Source organism: Paenibacillus sp. FSL R5-0407, from assembly GCF_038009185.1.
Taxonomy (GTDB): domain Bacteria; phylum Bacillota; class Bacilli; order Paenibacillales; family Paenibacillaceae; genus Fontibacillus; species Fontibacillus vini.
Window position 1 is genome coordinate 99780 of record NZ_JBBPAX010000002.1, and the last position, 20154, is coordinate 119933.

The 20154-nt window shown below is 52.6% G+C and carries 19 protein-coding genes and 1 riboswitch; of the genes, 2 read left to right on the forward strand and 17 right to left on the reverse strand.

Going from position 1 to position 20154, the window contains the following annotated elements; genetic code table 11:
- Positions 1-49: 49 nt before the first annotated feature.
- A riboswitch (cobalamin riboswitch) is annotated at positions 50-254 on the reverse strand.
- A 117-nt stretch (positions 255-371) separates the two neighbouring features.
- The 11 genes from NYE70_RS19865 to cobD form a co-directional block, all read right to left on the reverse strand.
- The gene (locus NYE70_RS19865; RefSeq protein WP_290406895.1) at positions 372-1961 is read right to left on the reverse strand and encodes a methyl-accepting chemotaxis protein; all 1590 of its coding nucleotides are present in this window, start codon (positions 1959-1961) and stop codon (positions 372-374) included.
- 165 nt (positions 1962-2126) lie between these two features.
- A complete protein-coding gene (locus tag NYE70_RS19870) occupies positions 2127-3002 on the reverse strand; it encodes a TRM11 family SAM-dependent methyltransferase (RefSeq protein WP_341047709.1) in 876 nt (291 codons plus the stop codon).
- A gap of 182 nt (positions 3003-3184) precedes the next feature.
- The gene (locus tag NYE70_RS19875) at positions 3185-3961 is read right to left on the reverse strand and encodes an ABC transporter permease (RefSeq protein ID WP_211021922.1); all 777 of its coding nucleotides are present in this window, start codon (positions 3959-3961) and stop codon (positions 3185-3187) included.
- 13 nt (positions 3962-3974) lie between these two features.
- Complete coding sequence (locus NYE70_RS19880; protein WP_211021920.1) at positions 3975-4784, reverse strand: ABC transporter ATP-binding protein; 810 nt, start codon at positions 4782-4784, stop codon at positions 3975-3977.
- 12 nt (positions 4785-4796) lie between these two features.
- Positions 4797-5885, reverse strand: coding sequence for an ABC transporter substrate-binding protein (locus NYE70_RS19885; protein ID WP_341047712.1), 1089 nt, complete (start codon positions 5883-5885; stop codon positions 4797-4799).
- A gap of 20 nt (positions 5886-5905) precedes the next feature.
- Positions 5906-7351, reverse strand: a complete 1446-nt coding sequence (locus NYE70_RS19890) for an aryl-sulfate sulfotransferase (protein WP_213656027.1) — start codon at positions 7349-7351, stop codon at positions 5906-5908.
- A gap of 13 nt (positions 7352-7364) precedes the next feature.
- On the reverse strand, positions 7365-7970 hold the full coding sequence (locus tag NYE70_RS19895; RefSeq protein WP_211021916.1) for a MarR family winged helix-turn-helix transcriptional regulator: 606 nt from the start codon (positions 7968-7970) through the stop codon (positions 7365-7367).
- A 297-nt stretch (positions 7971-8267) separates the two neighbouring features.
- Positions 8268-8837: a histidine phosphatase family protein gene (locus NYE70_RS19900; RefSeq protein ID WP_211021914.1), complete on the reverse strand. Its 570-nt coding sequence runs from the start codon at positions 8835-8837 to the stop codon at positions 8268-8270.
- A 13-nt stretch (positions 8838-8850) separates the two neighbouring features.
- On the reverse strand, positions 8851-9822 hold the full coding sequence (gene cbiB, locus NYE70_RS19905; protein WP_341047716.1) for an adenosylcobinamide-phosphate synthase CbiB: 972 nt from the start codon (positions 9820-9822) through the stop codon (positions 8851-8853).
- Positions 9819-10547: an adenosylcobinamide amidohydrolase gene (locus NYE70_RS19910; RefSeq protein WP_341047717.1), complete on the reverse strand. Its 729-nt coding sequence runs from the start codon at positions 10545-10547 to the stop codon at positions 9819-9821. The genes cbiB and NYE70_RS19910 overlap by 4 nt, the downstream gene beginning before the upstream one ends.
- A gap of 2 nt (positions 10548-10549) precedes the next feature.
- Positions 10550-11650 carry a threonine-phosphate decarboxylase CobD gene (gene cobD, locus NYE70_RS19915; RefSeq protein WP_211021908.1) on the reverse strand — a complete coding sequence of 367 codons (1101 nt, stop codon included), beginning with the start codon at positions 11648-11650 and terminating at the stop codon, positions 10550-10552.
- A gap of 739 nt (positions 11651-12389) precedes the next feature.
- Between cobD and NYE70_RS19920 the strand changes: the two genes are divergently transcribed.
- Entirely contained in the window at positions 12390-13394 is a 1005-nt protein-coding gene (locus NYE70_RS19920) for a lipoate--protein ligase (RefSeq protein ID WP_341048936.1), read from the forward strand.
- A 111-nt stretch (positions 13395-13505) separates the two neighbouring features.
- On the opposite strand, the gene NYE70_RS19925 is transcribed toward NYE70_RS19920, so the two are convergent.
- Positions 13506-14561, reverse strand: a complete 1056-nt coding sequence (locus NYE70_RS19925) for a tellurite resistance/C4-dicarboxylate transporter family protein (RefSeq protein ID WP_290406900.1) — start codon at positions 14559-14561, stop codon at positions 13506-13508.
- A 204-nt stretch (positions 14562-14765) separates the two neighbouring features.
- Between NYE70_RS19925 and NYE70_RS19930 the strand changes: the two genes are divergently transcribed.
- Entirely contained in the window at positions 14766-14972 is a 207-nt protein-coding gene (locus NYE70_RS19930; protein ID WP_211021904.1) for an acetyl-CoA acetyltransferase, read from the forward strand.
- Between the two features lie 69 nt (positions 14973-15041).
- Here the strand turns inward: NYE70_RS19930 and NYE70_RS19935 are convergent, their stop codons facing one another.
- From NYE70_RS19935 to NYE70_RS19955, 5 genes are read right to left on the reverse strand one after another with little or no spacing between them, the layout of a single operon-like run.
- Positions 15042-16016: an ABC transporter ATP-binding protein gene (locus tag NYE70_RS19935; protein ID WP_341047719.1), complete on the reverse strand. Its 975-nt coding sequence runs from the start codon at positions 16014-16016 to the stop codon at positions 15042-15044.
- A 3-nt stretch (positions 16017-16019) separates the two neighbouring features.
- Positions 16020-16802 carry an ABC transporter permease gene (locus tag NYE70_RS19940; RefSeq protein ID WP_341047721.1) on the reverse strand — a complete coding sequence of 261 codons (783 nt, stop codon included), beginning with the start codon at positions 16800-16802 and terminating at the stop codon, positions 16020-16022.
- Complete coding sequence (locus NYE70_RS19945; RefSeq protein WP_211021899.1) at positions 16799-17608, reverse strand: ABC transporter permease; 810 nt, start codon at positions 17606-17608, stop codon at positions 16799-16801. Before NYE70_RS19945 ends, NYE70_RS19940 begins: the two co-directional genes overlap by 4 nt.
- Positions 17605-18816: a serine hydrolase domain-containing protein gene (locus tag NYE70_RS19950; protein WP_341047722.1), complete on the reverse strand. Its 1212-nt coding sequence runs from the start codon at positions 18814-18816 to the stop codon at positions 17605-17607. The genes NYE70_RS19945 and NYE70_RS19950 overlap by 4 nt, the downstream gene beginning before the upstream one ends.
- A gap of 42 nt (positions 18817-18858) precedes the next feature.
- A complete protein-coding gene (locus NYE70_RS19955) occupies positions 18859-20028 on the reverse strand; it encodes a serine hydrolase domain-containing protein (protein ID WP_213656020.1) in 1170 nt (389 codons plus the stop codon).
- Between the last annotated feature and the right edge of the window lie 126 nt (positions 20029-20154).

Sequence of the window (20154 nt, forward strand, 5' to 3'; positions counted from 1 at the left end):
AAAAGCAGGCTCCGTGTTCTAAGCAGAACGTTATCCTTTCCTCGAAGGACCGTCTAATCTCCCGTTGGCAGGTCTCCTGACTATCAGGTTGCGACGAAGTCCGCCTTCCCATCATACTATGGCGTATGGCAGTGGCATCGATGAGCTTCGTCCCTGTACACAGTGGCGGGACCGTGCCGGATTTACACCGGCTTCCCTTTTAACCCGAAGCTTGCGGTTAAGCTTGCTCCAGGACCTACGGGCACTTCTATTCGCTTGAATCAAGGCTTTCTTTCTCTATAGGATTATAGGGGAAAAGACTCAAACTTACAATACTCCCGGGCAAGCTTCATGATCGAATCCCCTGTTTCTCGAGACTCACCCAGGAACTCTTATTCTATTGACAAATCGGCTCCAAGTACGCCGATCACGATATCGTCCTTCACAATAGGAACAGATAAGGTGATGCATCGCCGTTTCGTTATAGCCGAGACATAGCTCTCCGAAATGACCGTCTCCCCGCTCTTTGCACTGCGGAACCATTCACGCCCCTTGGCATTCAGCAATCCCGCCTCCGGAATCGAAATCACAAATGAACCGTCCACCCGGTTTGTCCATGCCGCCTCCAGCCCGGATTCCCGGGACAAGAGCAGCTCCAGAGCGGTCCGGTGATCCGCCTCCAACATCCCGGTGAGCGGCTCGGTTTGCGCAATCTCCTGAAGTTTGCGGGCGTAAGTCAAACCCAGAGCCCGGACCGCCTCCCGTTGTTCTGCCGACTCCTCACCACCGGATGAACCGATCCGGACCGCGTCAAGCGAGGTGATCAGTTCGGCTTGTGCCCGGTGCAAACCACCGGCTACGGTTTGCAGCTTGCCGATATGTATTCTTTGGGATTCCATGCGAGACAACGCACCTTCCACATGGGAAATGCTGCGGCTAAGCGCGGCATGGACATCATTCATCATACTGTCCATATTCCGCGTCATCTCAGTCTGTTCCTTGCTGCGCTTTCCTGTCTCGGCTACGTGATCGTTGATCGCAGCCACTTCATCGGATATAAACAGGATGTCTCTCCCCATGATTTTCAATAACTCAATGCCGTCTAAAGCCGACTTCTTTCCCTCATGCAGCGTTTCCTTGACCCTGTCAACCTCATCCACGATTTGCCGGAACAAGGGAGCGGAGCTGCCGATAGCCTTGCCGCTCTGCTCAGCGAGTTGCCTCATCCGCATGGCCACCACATCGAAACCTTTGCCCTGCTCCCCCAGCCTGGCCGCCTCAATAGAGGCGTTCAGCGCCAGCAACGACACCTCGCCGGATATTCCCTCAAGCTCCCGGTACAGGGCCCCGAGCTTTCGTGTATTGCTCTCAAGATCATTCATAGGGCCGGCAATGGATTGCTGGGATTCCGCCAGCGAGCGGATCGTACCGTCTGCAGCTACGAGCGCCTCCGACATCCTTGAAGCTTCCGACAGCGTCCTTTCGCTGCGGTAACGCAGCTGTTCCGCAGCCTCTTGAATCCGGAATGCGGAAGAAGCTACCTCCTCCATCGCGGCCAGGCTCTCCTGCACTTGTTCCAAAGACCGTTCGCTGCTGGCTTTCAGCTTCATATCCTCAACGGAAGATATATCGGATAAATGCTGGAGCTCCCCGATACTCTCACTCACCTCACCGACGGCAGCTTGCAACCGGTCCGCCGCTACTCGCGATTCGTTCACCATCGCCCCCCATTGGCTTGCCGTCTGCGCTTCTTCGTGCGATCCCTGCGGAGCTGCCGGAGGAATAGAACCGGAAGGGGGTTGTCCTTTCCTCCAGGATATCGGAAGATTCAGGGACAGCATTACAAAACAAAGAACGGCAATCAGGGCCGTCAAAGGAATGTACCAGGAAGAATCCTGCAGCAAAGCCGCCACGAATAATACGATAGCTGCTATAAAGCCAAGCAGACGTACATTTTTTTCGAATACACCAAAATATCTCATTGTCCTCGCCACCTCATGTCAGATTATCTAACATTATAAAGCGGGATTCTGAACTTAAAAAGAGAATTTTATAGAAAAATTAAAAATAATCATAAATTCCCTATGAAAACATCAAATATTTGACACCTCATGTGATATTTATCCGGGTTTTTGACTGGGATTCGGTTATCCCTGACATACCCATATCTTTCGAATGAATGAACCTTTGGCTGCACGGCCGTAGTCCATAATTCTAAATCCGCATGCCAGAATATCCTCCTCTATCTCCTCCGTTGAGATGATTACAGCACGGTCGCTGAATCCCCGCAGGCCGACCAGCATAGATTGTTTGACTTCTTGCGGCAGCACAGAGCACAGATTGTAGGGCATGTCCAGAATCGCCGCATCGTAATGATCGCTCACGTCCCTCATGTCTCCGACGGTAACAAGACTCGAGACATCGTATCCGAAATACGCCAAATTCTCCCGGGCTCCCTTAACGGCCAGCGGATTCAAATCCCGGCCCCGGATGTCTATTCCCATAGATAGTGCTTCGATAAGGACATTGCCCATCCCGCAGCAGGGATCGATCGCCCTAATCCCTGCCGGGTCAGGAACTGCGATGTTGACAAGGGATCGGGCCAGCGCGGCGGAAAGCCCGGTAGAATAATTTTGCGGCTTATGCTTATGCCCCTGCCAGGCCGGATCCGCCATGCGGCAAACTCCAAGCAGCCAGCCCTCTTCAAAAGAAAGCAAACCAAACGTAAAATCCGGAGTGCGCATTTCTGCGGTCCCCCGGATACCAGCTCCTACTTGCCGCTCCAACTGCCGTTGCTCCTTATAACTCCGTTTCAACCCGTGCTTGATATACAGCACTTTAAACGTATGTCCATCAAGCTGAATTCCCCCCGCTTGGGCAACAATATCCTCAAGTTCCACCCCTGTGAACAATACGTCTATCCGCATGGAAATAAATGGACTCCGTTCCGGCACAATCGCCACATTACTGTCTATATAGGGGTATACTCCCGGCGTTTGTCCGAATAGGGCACGGAATTCCATATTACACAATTCGCGATCGTTTTCATGACAAGCAAACGGATAAATATATCGATCAGAATGTAAATTCGTCAAAACCTTTGGTTGTTGAGATGACTCGGATGCACTTTCCATGTTTCCTCCCGAAATATAAGACCTTGCTCTTATTGTATCAAAATCGCAATCGGGAAGCTCAAATATGAACCCTATCTCCGAACCGGGGTAGAGCCGACGACTCCATACCTCCACAATACTTTGCGTCCGAACCAGCCAAACAGCCGGTCCGTGACAAAGCCCATTAATCCGAGGCTGATGAGGCCGACAAAAATCCAGTCCGTGCGGAAAAACAACCGCGAGTTCCAGATCAAATAGCCGACGCCTTCATTGGAAGCGATCATTTCCGCCCCGACGATGGCCATATACGATGTCCCCATGGCGAGCCGGACTCCGGTGAACATATAGGGCGCCGTCGCCGGGATGATGACATGCAGGATGATCTGCCATTCCGATGCCCCCATGCTGCGGGCCGCCCGGACTTTATCCTCTTCTACGGACAGCACCCCTGTCAGCGTGTTCATCATCACGATAAATAGTGTGGCATACAGGATCAGGGCGATTTTTGACTGCTCCCCGATGCCGAACCAGACAAGAAACAGCGTAATGAATGCGATGGGAGGAATAAACCGGATGAAATTGAGCAACGGCTCGGCAAAATGACGGATGACATCCACCTTGCCGATGAGGACGCCCAGCGGAATCGCAATCAGGCTGCCGAGCGCCCAGCCGCTAAACACTCTGTAAAAGCTAATACCGATATATTTCGGGAGCGAGCCGTCCTTGAACAGTTCAACCCCGCCTTTAACGGTCTCTACCGGGCCGGGAATTACTTCAGGGCCGTAAAGCAACGCCCCGGTTTGCCAGGCCGCCAAAACAAAAATCCAAAGCAGGAGCAGGCCAGCCCATTTCTTTTTTAACCAAGTCATCACTCTTCCCCCCCTATTCGTCAAAGTGCGCCTGAATCCGTGAATGATACTCGTAAAACTCCGCCGCCGAAACTTCCCTTGGATAAGTGAGCGGAATATCGTAAATATGCGATATTTTGGATGAAGGGCCCGGGGACATGATGCCAATCCGTCCTCCGAGCAGGATAGCCTCTTGGATATCGTGCGTTACGAACACGATGGTTTTGTCCGTTTGCCGCCAAATGCGAACCAGCTCTTTCTGCATCGTTCTGCGGGTCATCGCATCCAATGCGCCGAACGGCTCATCCATAAGCAGGATTTCCGGATCGTTGGCTAGGACACGGGCAAGCTGCACCCGCTGCTTCATCCCGCCGGATAGTTCCCTCGGCAGTTTATCTCCATGTCCTGTCAGCCCTACCAGGTCGATATACTGCTCGGAGACGACCCTTCTGTCCCGCTTCGGAACCTTCTTCATCTTTAGCCCGAACTCGACGTTCTGCCTGACGGTAAGCCAGGGGAACAGCGAGGAATCGGCCTGCTGGAACACGACCGCCCGGTCGCGACCCGGCTTATCGATATCGGACCCACCAACACGCAGATTTCCGCTTGTTTTTGAAATGAAGCCTGCGATCATGTTCAACAGTGTGGATTTTCCGCAGCCGCTCGGCCCAAGGAGAACAAAAAACTCGCCGCCCTTGATCACCAGGTCCACATCTTTGATGATGTAGTGAATATCCCCGTTTCCACTACCGGACCCGGGATGATCATGATAGCTTTTGTTCAAACCTTCGATTGTGATCGTATGTTTCTTTGAAGCCACAGGTTTAACAGACGCCAAGGACATCCCGATCCCTCCTTAAGGTGCCGCCGTCACGCGGTCAGGAAAAACAGTCCGCAGCGGATCCAGCTTGATTTTATCTCTCAATTCGAAGTCCTGCTGTATGATCCCGTTCTCCACCATGTATTGCTTTTGGCGGGACAGGCTGTCGAGCGCGGAATCCGTGAATTCGACGTTCCAATTAATGACGGATAAATCCTTCAGCGTCGCTTCTTTCGGTTGTTTGACTTCCTTGTATAAAATATCCGCAACCTTCTCCGGGTTCTCCTTCACAAACCGGGACGATTCATCCAGCGCATCCAGAAAATTCGCCACGACGTCCGGCTTGTCGGCAATCAGCGATTCCGGGGCGATAATCTGGCTGCCGATCCGCACCTTCGTTTGCGACATATCGGTCAGTTGATGCGCTTCTTCCAAAGCTTCAAACTTATCCACCATGGCTGCACCGGTAACCCAAACGGCATCGACTTCGCCCTTTTTCAGTGCAATGTATGCTTCATCAAATCCTCCTTGGCCGATGAACTTGACATTCTCGGGTTCGAGCCCGTATTCGGACAAGTATTCATCCCATAAATAAGAAATGAAGGTCCCCCGCAAAAAGCTCAGGTTCTTTCCGGCCAAATCCTCCGGACGTTCTATTTCGTTCCGCACGTACAGCTTCCACTGTTTCGCGCTCAGATCGGTAGAGTTTCCCGTCGACGCGATGATCGCGTACTCTCCTTTGCTGACGGCGTTCAAAATCGGGAAGTCGGCTCCCCAAGCGATATCCGCCTGCTTGATAAACAATGAATTAATTCCTTCCGCCGGCGTGGCAAACGTAACAAGTTTCGCTTCGATTCCGTGCTTCTCAAAAATCCCTTGATTCGCTGCAACCCGCAGCACGGGATTTGAGGAAATATCGGCGATATTCAGCTTCACCTTCTCCGCTTTTTCACTTGCGGTTTCGGTTGTCCCCGCGCTCTCTCCATTTTCGGCCGCACGGGCTTTGGATGACGTGGAATCCGGCGACGAACCGCAGCCGGTCAAGGCAATGATAAATAATAAAGATAGCGAAACAAGCATAGTCACCGATCGAGTCCTATTTTTCTTATGGTTCTGGTTCAGCATGGTCCTTTCCCCTCCTTTAATTATTCTTCTTTGTTCTGAGGCCGCTCGTCGATGCGGGCGACACACAGAGCTCCATCCTCGTAAGAGATCGTGCCGTCCACAACAGCAACGGATTCGGCACCCGTCCCAGCGGCACCCGGAACCCGGAAGCTAGCCACGTCCAACGGTTCAATCGCCTGTTCGACCGGACGCGAAAGCTGAGGCACCCACTCGTAAGGCACGCGATAAGCGCGATACACCATATTGGAGTTCCGTTTATTTTTGTAAGGTGAAATATATTCCCAAACCAGCTCATGCTCCCGGGTCACTTCGAAAATCCGTCCGTCCGCCCCTTCCGTAATCAGCGTGTTCCCGTTTGGCAGCCGCTGGGCGGAACTGATATAAGGACTATAGAAACGATAAGAGTCCAGCGGGGCAATAAATCCGGCCTCGGTCGGAGTATACTGCCACACGATTTCGAGAGTGACCGGATCGATCTCCAAAATGCGGGAATGGTCCCGAACCGCGTTCTTTTGGCCGATTGGAGAAGCCGGATTCGGAGCGCCGTACCCGGCCCAGCCGCCGTTGTCAAACAGGAGCAGATTGCCTTCGCCCGGCAATCCCCGGGGAATCAAGTGAGCATGATGCTGCCCGATAATCCAGCCCAGATGCTTAAATTCGGGAGCCGAATAATCCGGGCCTAACCGCCAGACGATCGCTCCGGTCTTTTTGTCAACGATAGCTATAATGTTGCTCTCTCTGGCGTCCCAGATAATATTGTCGGGATGGAACCGCTCGTCTCCCGCATCATAGAACCGGTTCGGTCCGAGCACCGAGATGGAATTGATATGCATCCAGTCTCCCGATTCATCGCCGAAGAACCGGGTGTTCGGATCGCGGAACAACACGTTTTTAGCCTGCTCGTCAAAGCCGAGTTCGTCGAAATGCTCATGGCAGTTCCATTCCCAGACAATGTTTCCTTCCCAGTCCACTTCAATAATCGAATCGTCCAACAGCAACTTATCTGAGATTTTCGGGTTGTGCACATTTTTATGAACCAGAATTAGCGTGTTTCCCCCACCAACTTCCGGGTCGGCGCCGGGAACATAATACCCTACGGGATTGCCACTTCGCTGGTAATCGTGATGGGCTCTCGCCATCCACTGCGGTTCATGCCCGGGATCCTCGATCCATTCATGGCGATTGAAACGCCATACGATGTTGCCGTCCCAATCGACCTGAACCAGGTCGGCCTCGTCCTGAAAACCGTGCTTGGGGTCCCGTTCAGCCGTGCTCCCGAGCACGTAGCCTCCCGGAAACACCTTGTTGGGGAATCCGCGCAGGCCCTTCCACAGATGAACCTCCTTTCCGCTCATGTCGATCAGCAGCGCTCCCGTGTCCGCCGCCTGATAGATCGTGTAACCGCTCCATGCTTTCTCCGGTTTGTATACCGTTGCTCCCGTAGGATATATTGTCGGATGTCCCATTTATACCGCCCCTTTAGTAAGATAGATATTTCCCCTGCCGTTTCTCTTCTCCGGCCGTTTGTTCATCGATATCTTCAGGCCGAACACCGGTGGAATGAACCGATGGTTGCCGTAAATTGCTCTCCGCAAGGGAGTTCAACGTATCTGAAAAATGTTCCAGCCGGTCGATCAATCCTTTGAACAGATCATGGACTTGCCCCAGCTCCTCCACCGATAATTCCTCAAACAAAATCGCAATGCACCGGGTGCCGATGTTTCGATTGCGGCTCACGAATTCCCTGCCCTGCGTAGTAATATCAAGCCATACCGACCTGCGGTCGCTGTCCCGCCGGATTCTCAGGGCGAACCCTTTTCTCTCCAACTTGTCGCAAAGTCCGGTCACGGCACCCGAGGTGAAGTCCAGCTCTTCAGCCAAATCCCCAAGACGCTGGGGGCCTTCCCGGATCATTTTTTGCAATACCAGCAAACCGGGCAGCGAGATCCCCTCGACTTCAACTTTGTCCCGTTCCTTCACGAATCGTCTGACCATTCTCCGGAACAGCCAATCCGCTTCCTCCATCAACTCCAACTCGGCGTTGCATCTGCTAATGACGGCCCCATCCCCTTTTGTAAAATTCATGCTCCTCCAATCGAACCCGAAAGTATTCCCTGTTTGAGTTCCGGGTTCGGAACCAACATTTTCACTCGTACATCCGCATTCCCGGCATGCGCAAAAGGCCCCCGAAAGCAATCCCGTGAGGGATTCTTTCAGGAGCCTTTGGTGATCCAATCGGCTGCCCGGTATTCTCTTAGCACTAAGAAAATGATTGATAAAAGATTTTATATCACGAATATTAAACCCATTATTCACACCTGTCAAGTATGAATTATATTTAAATTAAAAATGCCCACTTAAAAGTGGACACTTCACTTAATTTCAAACCTTTAATTTCAGCACTTCCCCCGTCGAGATCTTGTATTTGGCGTCCCAGAAATCGGTTCCCGGCTTCAGGATTGTACCCAGCATGGAAATAACGCCCCCATGGGTTACGATCAGACAGGGGTCATCCGCCAGCCTTTTAGCTCGGTGCTTGCGATAATCTACTGCCACCTCACCGGCAAATTCCCGAATCCGACCTTCAAATTCCGGCCACGATTCACCGCCCGGTGGCACGACGGTTTGGGGGCTGTCAATCCAGTTGCGGTAATGCGGGTTGTGCTTAAGCTGCTCATACGTCCGGCCTTCCCATTCTCCGAAATTCATCTCTCTGAGCCGCGCGTCATAATGGGTAGCAGCTTTTAAATCCGGGCGCAAATATTCCAATGTGCTCCTGCAGCGCCTGAGATCACTGCAATATACGGCGGAGAAGGAGATCCCCGCCAGCAACGCCTGCAAAGAGGACAGTCCCGAAGTGTCCCCGGGCAGCAGGTCCGGATCACTATTTCCCTGATATTTATGCGCTAAGTTCCACTCTGTCTTGCCGTGACGAACCAGCCATAACTCCATCACGCTTCCTCCTTCAAATCCAGGCTGGACCGCCGGTCACCCAAATCCATACCCCGGTTGCCAGCAGGATGAACAATCCGGATACGAAGAACATCAGCCTGGACGCTCTTGAAATATCATCGGGCTCCAGTTCCCGCGTTTTGTCGCCCATGTAACTCCGGAACGATTTGACACCATGATAGGAGTTCTCCCCGCCAAGCCGGATGCCGAGCGCTCCGGCCACCGCCGCTTCCGGATAGCCGCTGTTCGGGCTTGGATGCGAGCGGGCGTCCCGCCGCACGGACCGCCATGCGCCGGCGGCGTCAAATCTCAAGCACCAGGAAGCGAAGATGAGCATTAGCGCGGTCAATCGGGCGGGAATGAGGTTTGCGATATCGTCCAGGCGGGCGGATGCCCAACCGAGATGTATGTATTTGTCATTCTTGTAACCGACCATCGAATCAAGGGTATTTACCGCCCGGTAAGCCATCGCCAGCGGAGCTCCGCCCAGCAGGGCGAAGAACAGCGGCGACACGACCGCGTCGACGATGTTTTCGGCCACGGTTTCTACCGCGCCGCGAGCCACTTCGGGCGAATCAAGCTGCTCGGTATCGCGGCCGACGATCATGCCTAGCGATCGACGGGCAGCAGGCAGGTCGCCATTGCGCAGATGGCCGCACACCTCCATCCCGGCGTCCCGCAGCCCCTTGGCCGCGATCGTCGTCCAGATGAGCGCGGCTTCGGCCGCAGCGGCGAGCCACGGGTTGATCCCGGCCAGCAGGCGCAGCACGGCCCAGGTCAATGCAAAGCTGCCGCCCGCTATAACGAGCGGCAACAGCCCCCCCGCCGCCTTGTAGGCGCGGGGAGGAAACAGGCGGCGAATCGCCGCCTCGACCCGCCGGATCGCCTTCCCCATCCCGATAACGGGATGAGGAAGCCAGCGCGGGTCGCCAAGCAGCCGGTCCAGCGCATACGCGACCGGCAGCACCCACCACGCCGCCGTCAAGCGCGCGCCTCCGCCGCTACGCGCAGCGACTCGCTCACGGCGGCATAGACCAGGCGGCCCACCGTGCCGCCAAGGTCCGTTGCGGTGCCGGCGTAGCTGTGCAGCAGCGGCCAATCCGGCCGCTGGCTTACGCCGAGCACGACCGCATCGGTCGTGGTGCCGGTGGCCGGAAGGCCCGTCTCGGCGTCGCGCACGCCGAGATCGCTAAGCGCGGCGGCCTTCGCCTCGGTTGCCGTGATGATGGCGTTCACCATCGCTCCCGGCGTCATTCGGCCGTCGACCGCCAGCATCAAATTGATCGTTCCCGGCGTCCAGGAAGCCGGGAACGTCGTCCGCTTCACGCCCGCACGAGCCGCATTGGATACCCCGGCCGTGGCGCAGCAGAACACGGCGTAATCGTCGCACCGTTCCTCCGCAACGGAGGCGTGTCGCAATTGGACCGCGGTAAGCAGGCCTGCCGTATCCATTGAAGGATACCCCCAAGCTCTTAGACTATCGGCAATATCTCTTTCCGGATCATCGCACCGGTAAAAACGATCCACATAGATGTTGACGATCCGTCTCAGCGGCGTCATGCCGCCGCCATAGACAGAGCTTCCCAATCCATCCATTACCGCTGGAGCTTCCAGCAAAATATGGCGGTCTCCCCGGGTCAGCTTCAAGCCCGGCCACACGGCCGATTCATAGCTCCCGCTTTCGCCGGTTTTCAAAAAAGGCGTAGCCATCTCTATTTTCCTCCCTCTCCATTCAGCACTTGCTTCAAAGCATCTAGCAGCTTAATGCAAGCATCCCGGTCTTTCACGGCAATCCGGATATCCCGCTCCCCGAGCCCTGGATACATGGCGCAGCTACGCACCAATATCCCCTTAGCTCCTAATGCCGCCTGCATCCCCGCAGCCGTCCAGTCCCCGGGCAAACGCACAAGCAGGAAATTGGCCTCGCCGGGCCAAGTCCGGCACCCCATTCCGTCCAGTTCCTTCCGCAGCATCGCCCGCTGCCGGGCAATCTGCGAAATCGTCTCCTCCTCATACTCTTGTCCAGCGGCAAGACAAGCTTCTCCCGCAATCAGGGCCAGCGAATTAACGCTCCAGGTCACCTGCTTTCCCCGCATCGCTGCCGCCGTCTCCGGATGAGCAACGGCATAACCGAGACGCAGTCCCGGAATTGCATAAAACTTCGTCATCGACCGGATCAGAATCAAGCGCGGATAGCGTCCGATCTCCTTAAGCAGCGACTTTCTTTCCGATCCCGGAATAAAATCAATAAACGCTTCGTCGACCACGATATATGTACGGCAACGCTCCCCCGCCTCGGCGAATCGCCGCAGCTCATCCAGGCTGTACTGGACGCCGTTCGGATTGTTTGGCTGTCCGATAAATACGAGGTCACTTTCACTGATCAGCTCTTCCACTTCTTCAGGCGATGCTTTAAAATCCAGTTCTTCTCTTCCGTATGCCGACAGAACCTGCGCTCCGAATTGTTCCGATAATGTCTTATATTCCGAGAAACACGGTTCAACAACCCCAACCTTCTCCGGCTTTAGAGCCAGCAGAGCGAGCGCCATGTTTTCAGCCGCCCCGTTCCCGGTAACCAGACCGGCTTCCTCCGTATCGAGCGTGTCCGCTAAGCGCGAAACGAATGCCCTGTGGCCCGGGTCCGGGTAACTCGTTATTGTCGGCAGCGCTTCGCGTAACCGGTCGAACAACCCCGGCGGAGGTCCCAGCGGATTGATATTGGCGCTGAAGTCGATAAATTGATCCGCAGGTATCCCGTATCTGGCGGAAGCCGTCCGTAAATCCCCGCCGTGCCCGTAAACTTCCAGTATCATAAACTCTCCTCTTTCCTACCCAAATGAACACAACTTTTAGCGGTAGTTTAAAAAGTCATCTTTTGATCACGAAGCATTTCAAGTCGTTGAATCGACATCGAATCTTGCGTTCACCCTTGAAGTCCGGTACTCATGTAGGTTTTGCCTACACTCCGTTCCTCCTTCTTCGGGTTCTCGCAACCTTCTCGGTGCTGAAAAGCCGACTTTTTGAACACACACTTTTAGCGGTAGTTTAAAAAGTCATCTTTTGATCACGAAGCATTTCAAGTCGTTAAATCAACATCGAATCTTCCGTTCACCCTCGAAGTCCGGTACTCATGTAGGTTTTGCCTACACTCCGTTCCTCCTTCTTCGGGTTCTCGCAACCTTCTCGGTGCTGAAAAGCCGACTTTTTGAACACACACTTTTTGCGGTAGTTTAAAAAGTCATCTTTTGATCACGAAGCATTTCAAGTCGTTGAATCGACATCGAATCTTCCGTTCACCCTCGAACTCCGGTACTCATGTAGGTTTTGCCTACACTCCGTTCCTCCTTCTTCGGGTTCTCGCAACCTTCTCGGTGCTGAAAAGCCGACTTTTTGAACACACACTTTTAGGTGAAGTCTATCACACCCTGACGTGAAATCAAGACGGAATAAGCAGATGATCACAGGACCGTCTTTCATTTCGCGGATTATTTGGTTTACAATAGGATATAGAAAATCGTTACCAATCCATAGCAAATGGGGGACCAGAGATCCATGCTGTTTATCGACAATCAGGGAATTACCGATGCGTCACTCAATCTGGCCATCGAAGAATACGCGCTCAGACATCTTCCACTGGAGGACGACAGCTACTTGCTGTTCTATATTAACGCTCCGTCCATCATTATCGGGAAACATCAGAACACGATCGAAGAAATCAACGCCGAATACGTAAAAGAAAACGGCATTCAAGTCGTTCGCCGCCTGTCCGGCGGAGGTGCGGTATATCATGACCTCGGCAATCTCAATTTCAGCTTTATTACCAAGGATGACGGTCAATCGTTTCATAATTTCCGCAAGTTCACCGAACCGGTAGTCGAGGCTCTTCGCTCTTTCGGCGTCAATGCCGAAATGACCGGCCGTAACGACCTTCAGGTAGGGGAACAAAAAATATCGGGCAACGCCCAATTTGCGACGCGCGGCCGGATGTTCAGCCACGGCACCTTGATGTTCAACTTGAACTTGGAAGATGTACAGGCCTCGCTGCATGCGAATCCCGAGAAATTCAAGTCCAAGAGCACGAAATCCGTACGCAGCCGCGTCGCGAACATTATCGACTTCCTGGACCGCAAAATGACGATCGAGGAGTTCCGTTCCGAGCTGCTCCGCCACATTTTCGGCATGGATCCGAAGGATGTGCCGCAATATAAGCTGACGGAAACAGACTGGGCCAAAATCCGCGAAATTTCGGAACAGCGCTATAAGAACTGGGATTGGAATTACGGATTATCTCCGGAAAGCAATGTGAAGCACGCTAAGAAATTCCCGGTCGGTATCATCGATTTACGGATGGATATCAAGGACGGCCATATTCAGGGCATCAAGATCTACGGCGACTTCTTCGGCGTCGGCGATGTGACCGACATTGAAGACAAGCTCAAAGGCGTGCGTTATGAAGAGAACGATGTCCGCGCAGCGTTATCCGGAATCGATGTTAAGCATTATTTCGGCAATCTGGAAATGGACGATTTTATCGGACTCGTCTTCCTTGAAGATTAACGTATCAATAGACATGTAAACAACAAAAACCCGAAGCTGGAAGCACTATTCCTTTCCGCTCCGGGTTTTTTGCTTGCTTTTCCATCAGTTTCGGTCCAGCTTCCGGTCTGGTTAATTACCTTTCACCTTTAAATGAGCTTTTCCGAACGAGATGATTTGATGATGGATGAATCCGCCCAGCACCGCTATCCAGGCAACGAAAGCAATCACGACCATAACACGCGGGATCGCAACTAGAAACGGAAGCTTTAACGCCTGCGAGAGCTGGTACGTGCTCGTTGTATACATAGCCAGCGGGAACGCCATGCCCCAAAATTGCGGATCGTAAGTAAGCGGGTAACGGTGCACGACATGCCGCCAAATCATCAAAATAAAGAGCAGCGGAATCCACCACGTCCCCGTAATCCAAAAGAATATCGTAAAGCCTTTCAGGAACGGCGTGATTTCCACCAGGAGCGGCATATTCTGAACATGAAGAATCAGCGTTGATCCGGCCAAGGTAGCAATCGCAACCGCCCCCATATTAATCCAGTAAGGCGGGGTTAAAGCGGCATATTTCAGCTCTATGAACGTAAAACGGTAAAAGATCAGCGTTATGATACTCAAATACAGCATACATCCCAATAGAAACATGCAAAGCGTAAAGAACAGGACCATTTCGCGGCCGCTGCCGATCTGCGGAGACAACAGGGTTCCCAGGACGGATACCGACTGCGTTCCCACCGCGGCGATCAACCAGGCTCCGTTAATGCCTTCTCCCAAATCGGGTTTCTTCTCTCTGACCGTCACAGCGGTAAAAAAAGTATACATCACGATCAGCCATAACACGATTCCCAAAATCCACAAAACAGCAGGAACAGCATAAGAATGCGCCACTACGATAAATTGACTTCCTAATACGCAGGTTCCGGCGACGCAAGTGAAAAATCCCGGTCCCATGGAATGACTCGTCAGATCGCTTTTCACCCGGGGGCCATATTTCAGAATGCGGATAAGATTCAGGATCCATAACATGACATACACCATCACATTAAAATACAGCAAAAGCCGCGGGAGGATCGGAATCCCCAACAAATACATCGCAATGGACAACGCTCCCGTCGCCATTACCATCGAGAAATAACCCGGAAAAAGCTTCGCAATCTTCTCCTGCAATATGCTGTACATCCGCCCACCGCCTCCAAAGCGATAAATTCCCTCCAAATTCAGAAATCAATATAGCATAATTTAAACATTTAAATTGTGATTATACCGACATCGTTTTTGACACCGAACGCCCCTTTTCATTCTATCTCCTCTTTTATCTCTATCAAACCTGAAGCACGAGTCATAGAATGCATTATTCCAGGAAAGAGAGGTGAGCAGATCAATATGAATCGCCGAATCGCGAGGCTGCGCCGTCAAGCTAGGCGATGGATTGGAAGGCGTGTGGATGTCGATCGGTTTGTAGGGTCAGATATCGAAGGCGTACTGCTAAGTGTTTTTGAGAATTATATCGTTCTCCGCGTAAGGAGAAGAGGCGAATGGGTTCGCGTCAGAGTAAATTTCACCAACATTGAAGACATCGACTTGGATTAAAGGTATCCCCCCTCCCTTGGTAAAATAGGACAAGGCCCCAGGAATGAAGCATCCTGGGGCCTTACGTATTTAGCTTCCCTGGTACAGTTCTTTGATGATGACGTCGATCGGAAGCGCATCGATGGCCATATCCATAATCGTATGCCGTTCATTCACAAGTCTTATGAACTCCTTGAGCGGTAGCTTATCCGTATCCAGCTCCAGCTCGGTCTCCGTCTCCAATTCGCGGCTCAACACCCTGACCCCATGGATGTCGTCCCATAACGCCGCGCTTTCGGTCGTAATGCGAACGGTCTTCTTCGCGCCGAGGAACCCGCGCAGGGCCGAAATCGAGTCATCAAATACAATCTCCCCGTGATTGACTACGATTACCCGCCGCGCCAACTGTTCAACATCTTCAAGATCATGCGTGGTCAAAATAAAGGTGACCCCTTGCGAGTTCATTTCCTGGATAAACGCGCGAATCTTCTCCTTGGCGATGACATCCAGTCCGATCGTCGGTTCATCCAGAAACACGACCGACGGGCGATGCAGCATCGCCATGATGAATTCGCATTTCATCCGTTCGCCCAGGGACAGTTGGCGAGTCGGCTTCCGGATAATTTCCGATACGTCCAGCAGTTCGACCAGATGGTCCAGCGTTTCACGAAAGGCCGCTTCCTCCAAACCGTATATTTCCTTGTTCATATAGAACGCATCAATCGGAGGAATATCCCATAGGAGCTGCGATTTTTGCCCGAACACGGCACCTATGCTGCGTACATATTTTTTGCGCTGTTTCCATGGGGTAAAGCCAAGGATTTGCACCTCGCCTGAGGTGGGGTGCAACACGCCGGTAAGCATCTTCAGCGTAGTCGATTTTCCCGCTCCGTTCGGACCGAGGAAGCCTACAATATCACCTTCAGCTACCTCGAACGTTAGCCCCTTGACCGCTTCCACCGTAATAGCTTTGCGTTTGAATACGCTCTTTAGCGTCTCCCGGAAAGAAGCGCCCCGCTGATACGTCATGTAATTTTTTCGCAATTCCCGAACTTGAATGATCAAGGCTTAACCCCCCGCACTAGTATAGTTTCGCAGCATGTAATGCCAGAAGGCCAGCCCCGCCCCCAGAAACAGGAAGCACACCCCGCCTGCAACCCAGGAGCCGGCCACCGGCCTTCCCAACAAAGCTGCGGCCGGAAGAAATCCGATCATCGTTATCGGAATGACGTAAGTCAGCCCATTTTGAAAAATTTTGGAGAAAATACTCCCCGGGTACATCCCGAACAAGGATACCGAGTCGAAAATTTCATAAACCCGGCTGCTCCCGACCCATTTGAACAGCATTCCCGACAGGAACAGCGAGAACGCAAACAGCACAATCATCGAACATAGGAACAAGACCCCGAATTGCAGCCATTCCCCCGCACCCGGCATCATCATCCCCGACAGCGCCCAGCCGGTCAATAACCCGCCGCTGATCAGCCTGCCGAAGTCATCGATATCAAAGGAGCTAACCATCGTGATAAACAGGACGGACCTTGGCTTCAACAGAAAAATATCGTACGAGCCCTCCCGTACATGATACAAAGTCGTCGACACGATTCCGAAGAAGAAAGGAAACGCTACGCCCTTCGCCAAGGTGAATATCCCCTGAATCAATATCGCTTCCCGCAGCGTCCAGCCCGGAAAGGAAGCCCCCGAGCTATAAAGCAGCAGCGTAACTAGCGGAAACATGAGATCCCCGATCAGCATCATCAGGATGCTGATGAAGAAATCGGCCCGGTAGGCCATCCGTTCGGCCAGCTTGGTCTTCATAATTGCCGCATAGCACTTCAAAACCGATTTCATACGCCCACCCCCGTAAACTTACGGTTGCCAAGACGAATCAGCAGCGCCGTGATTCCCCACATTAACAGCACGGCTAATGCCTGGAGTCCGACAATTTGCGGAATGGACATCGTAAATCCGGCCAGCTCGTATTCCCCGATAAATACCCTTGCAGGCACGTACTGCATAAACTGAAACGGCAGGAAGAACAGCACCCGCTGAATAAGCTCCGGAAAAAAGGTCAGCGGGACAAGCACTCCTGCCGAAATATTGCGCAGCAAATGGAACATGCTGCGCACCCCGTCGGCATTTGTGAGCCAGAAGGCGGTTAAACCGATGCAGTAATTCACCAAAAATGTCATCAGGAAGCCGAGAATTACCGAGATTACAGCCCAAATCGGCCGGGAAGGAAGCAAGTCGATCCGGAAGACCCATAGATAGATCAGAAAAACAGGCAAAAATTCCATCCAGAAGCCTAGCGAACGATGGCCTATTTTTTGACATAGTGCAAAAAACACATGAGAAACCGGGCGCAGTACAAAGGTTACGTACTTGCCCGTCCGAATCAGCATCTGTAAATTCCAATCGGCGAAATCGAAGGTAAGATAGTTAATGCAAGACATGATTCCGTAATAAGCAAGCATTTGTGTCAGGGTGAATCCGTTCAAAGTCTCCCTGGAAGAAAAGACGGCGCTCCAGATAAAGTACTGCACCAGAAAATAAATGGGCCCGATGAGGATGGAGACCGCCATATGGGAGCGGAAGGCCGCCCACTCTTTATAAGTGGCCCAGCCTACCGCCTTAATAATGCCAAACGGGCGTTTCATTGCAAGCCCGACCAAATCACATTTTTCACGCTGATGATTGATTCCGGCACCCAGCTCTCGATGGAAGGCACAAAAAAGGCGACTACCAGCTCCTCATCCGGATCCACCATCAAAGCGCACCGCCCCGCGCCCTCATGAAAAATCGTGTTCGGCTTATACGGATCAAACACTCTTCCCAATGAGCTGCCCAGCCCAAATTCGCTGTCCTTCTGGCGTTCGCCCCAACCGAAAGCCGGAAGTCCGCCCGGAACCTGAACCCTGGACAGCATTTCCACCGTTTTGCGGCCCAGGATTCTGGCTCCATTATAGGTGCCCTTGTTTAGCAGCATTTGACCGAACTTATTTAAATCCTCCAGCGTAGACAATAATCCGCCGCCCGAACGAGGCCCGGCCCACGCGGGTTCCTTATCCCGCGATAATTTTTGAAGCTCCCAGTCATTAGTGACGCAAACCTCATCATGTAGAGGCTCAGGCACGTTAAAAAAGGTCTTCTCCATCCCGAGCGGTCGTAATATCGACTCGTAAACATAGTCTTCATAACTTTGCCCGCTGATCCGGCTAATGATTTCACCGAGCAGTATATAGCCTGCCGTGCAATAGTTCCACTGCTCCCCTGGCGGACAAACCGGCGGTCCGGCCAGCATCGCTTTGATCCATCGCGATTTGCGCTCCGCAATTTCCTCCTTCTGGCTCCGCCGCGGTTTCTCTTCCTTATCGTCTTCGGTCTCATCCTCCGCATAGGCAAACTCGAGATCCCACCAGCCTACCGGATAAGGCTCAAGAAAATATCCCATATCCGGTGCCAAACCCGAGGTATGGGTCAACAGATGAGTGATATTGATCTTTTCATAAAATCTGTGGTCGAACTCCGGAATCCAGTCTTTAATTGGCTGAGTCAGATGAAGCTTGCCCTCTTCCATCAGAGTCAGCACTGCAACCATCGTAAACCACTTCGTAACGGAGGCGATTCCGCGAATGGAGCCCGGCTTGAGATCGCCGCTAAACTCGGTATGACGGAGGGATCCCATTGAAGTATGGGCAAATGTCTTGCCTCCCCTCGCGAGGAGATAGGAAGCGCCTTGAATTTTACGGTCCTGTATAAGTTCTCCGAGCAGCTTGTCGAGACGGTCCAATGCTTCTTGCCGGAAACCGGCTTCTTCCGGCGTCGCATCCAGTCGTCCATGATGTAAGCTCATGGTTAAATTCATGAATACCATTCCTTTCTATATAGGAGCGCAAGTTCCGCCCGTCTACAACAGCGACGACCAGACAATAGCCCTCGGATTGATAATCGCTTCAGGCACCCATCCCGTGAGGCTTGGCACGAAGAATACATAGACCAGCCTCTCGACCGGATCGACGTACAATCCGCTATGCCCGGCACCTTCGTGAGAAAATGTCCCCGGCGTGCAGATATCGTTATGATTCAGATTCAAGCCGAGAGACATCGGATAATTCTTCACCTTATCTCCCCAGCAGGTCGAGGGCACGTTATTCAATTGATTGGAGACCAAATTCCGGGCCATTCTTCTGCCGAGCAGGGTGTAGGCGTTGCTGGTGCCTTCGTCAAGCAGGCACTGCCCGAACTTCCACAAATCCTCCAGCGTGGAAAATATACCGTTGCCTGCGGCGGCCGGGATGCCCGTCATATCGTGTGGCGACCGGAATTCATTCTCCTGCCAACGGTTGACGTAACATACCTCTGCGTGAAACTCCTCTGGAACCGTATTCAAAAACGTGCGTTCCATGCCTAGCGGTCCCGTAATTTCTTCCTGTATGTATTGTCCATATGACTTTCCGCTGGCTCTGGCGATAATCTCTCCAAGAATGGCATAGCCGGCCGTGCAATAATTCCACTGTTCACCCGGCTTGCACCACATTCGTCCGCTAAGAATCGTACGGATCCATTCTCCGTCCGGCAGGCGCCCGTCTTTGCTATGCTCCTTCTTCTCATGAATCCACCATTCATACCAAGGGAGCTGATAAGGCTCGGTTTGGCAGCCCGGATCCGCCATTAACCCCGAAGTATGCGTCAACAGATGCCAAATCGTTATGTCCCGGTGCTTCTCCGTATCAAACTCCGGTATCAGAGTATTGACGGGCTGCTGATAGAATAACTTGCCTTCTTCCGCAAGCTTGGCGATGGCAACGGCGGTAAACGCTTTCGTAATGGAATACACTTTCCGGATCGAATCCGGCTGCAGCCCGGGGCTTCCATCATGATAGGTTAAACTTCCTATCGCACAATTGGCCACGATTTGACCATCCCGCGCCACCAAGTAGCTTGCTCCCTGGATTTTCCCCGTTTCGACCAGGCCCGTAAAATGATGATCCAATTTCTTCAAACGTGTTGGATCAAACCCCAGACTTTCCGGCGACGAATGGATCACTCCCGGGGTGATCTGCAACGTTCTCGGCATACTTGTTCCCTCCCTGAATCATTGATTGGTACATTTTGGAATATGAAATCCTTCTTTATTCTACCTGAGAACATATATTCCCGTAAAGGGAAGAATTGGTTTAGCTTGTTCTTGCCATTCTTCCCG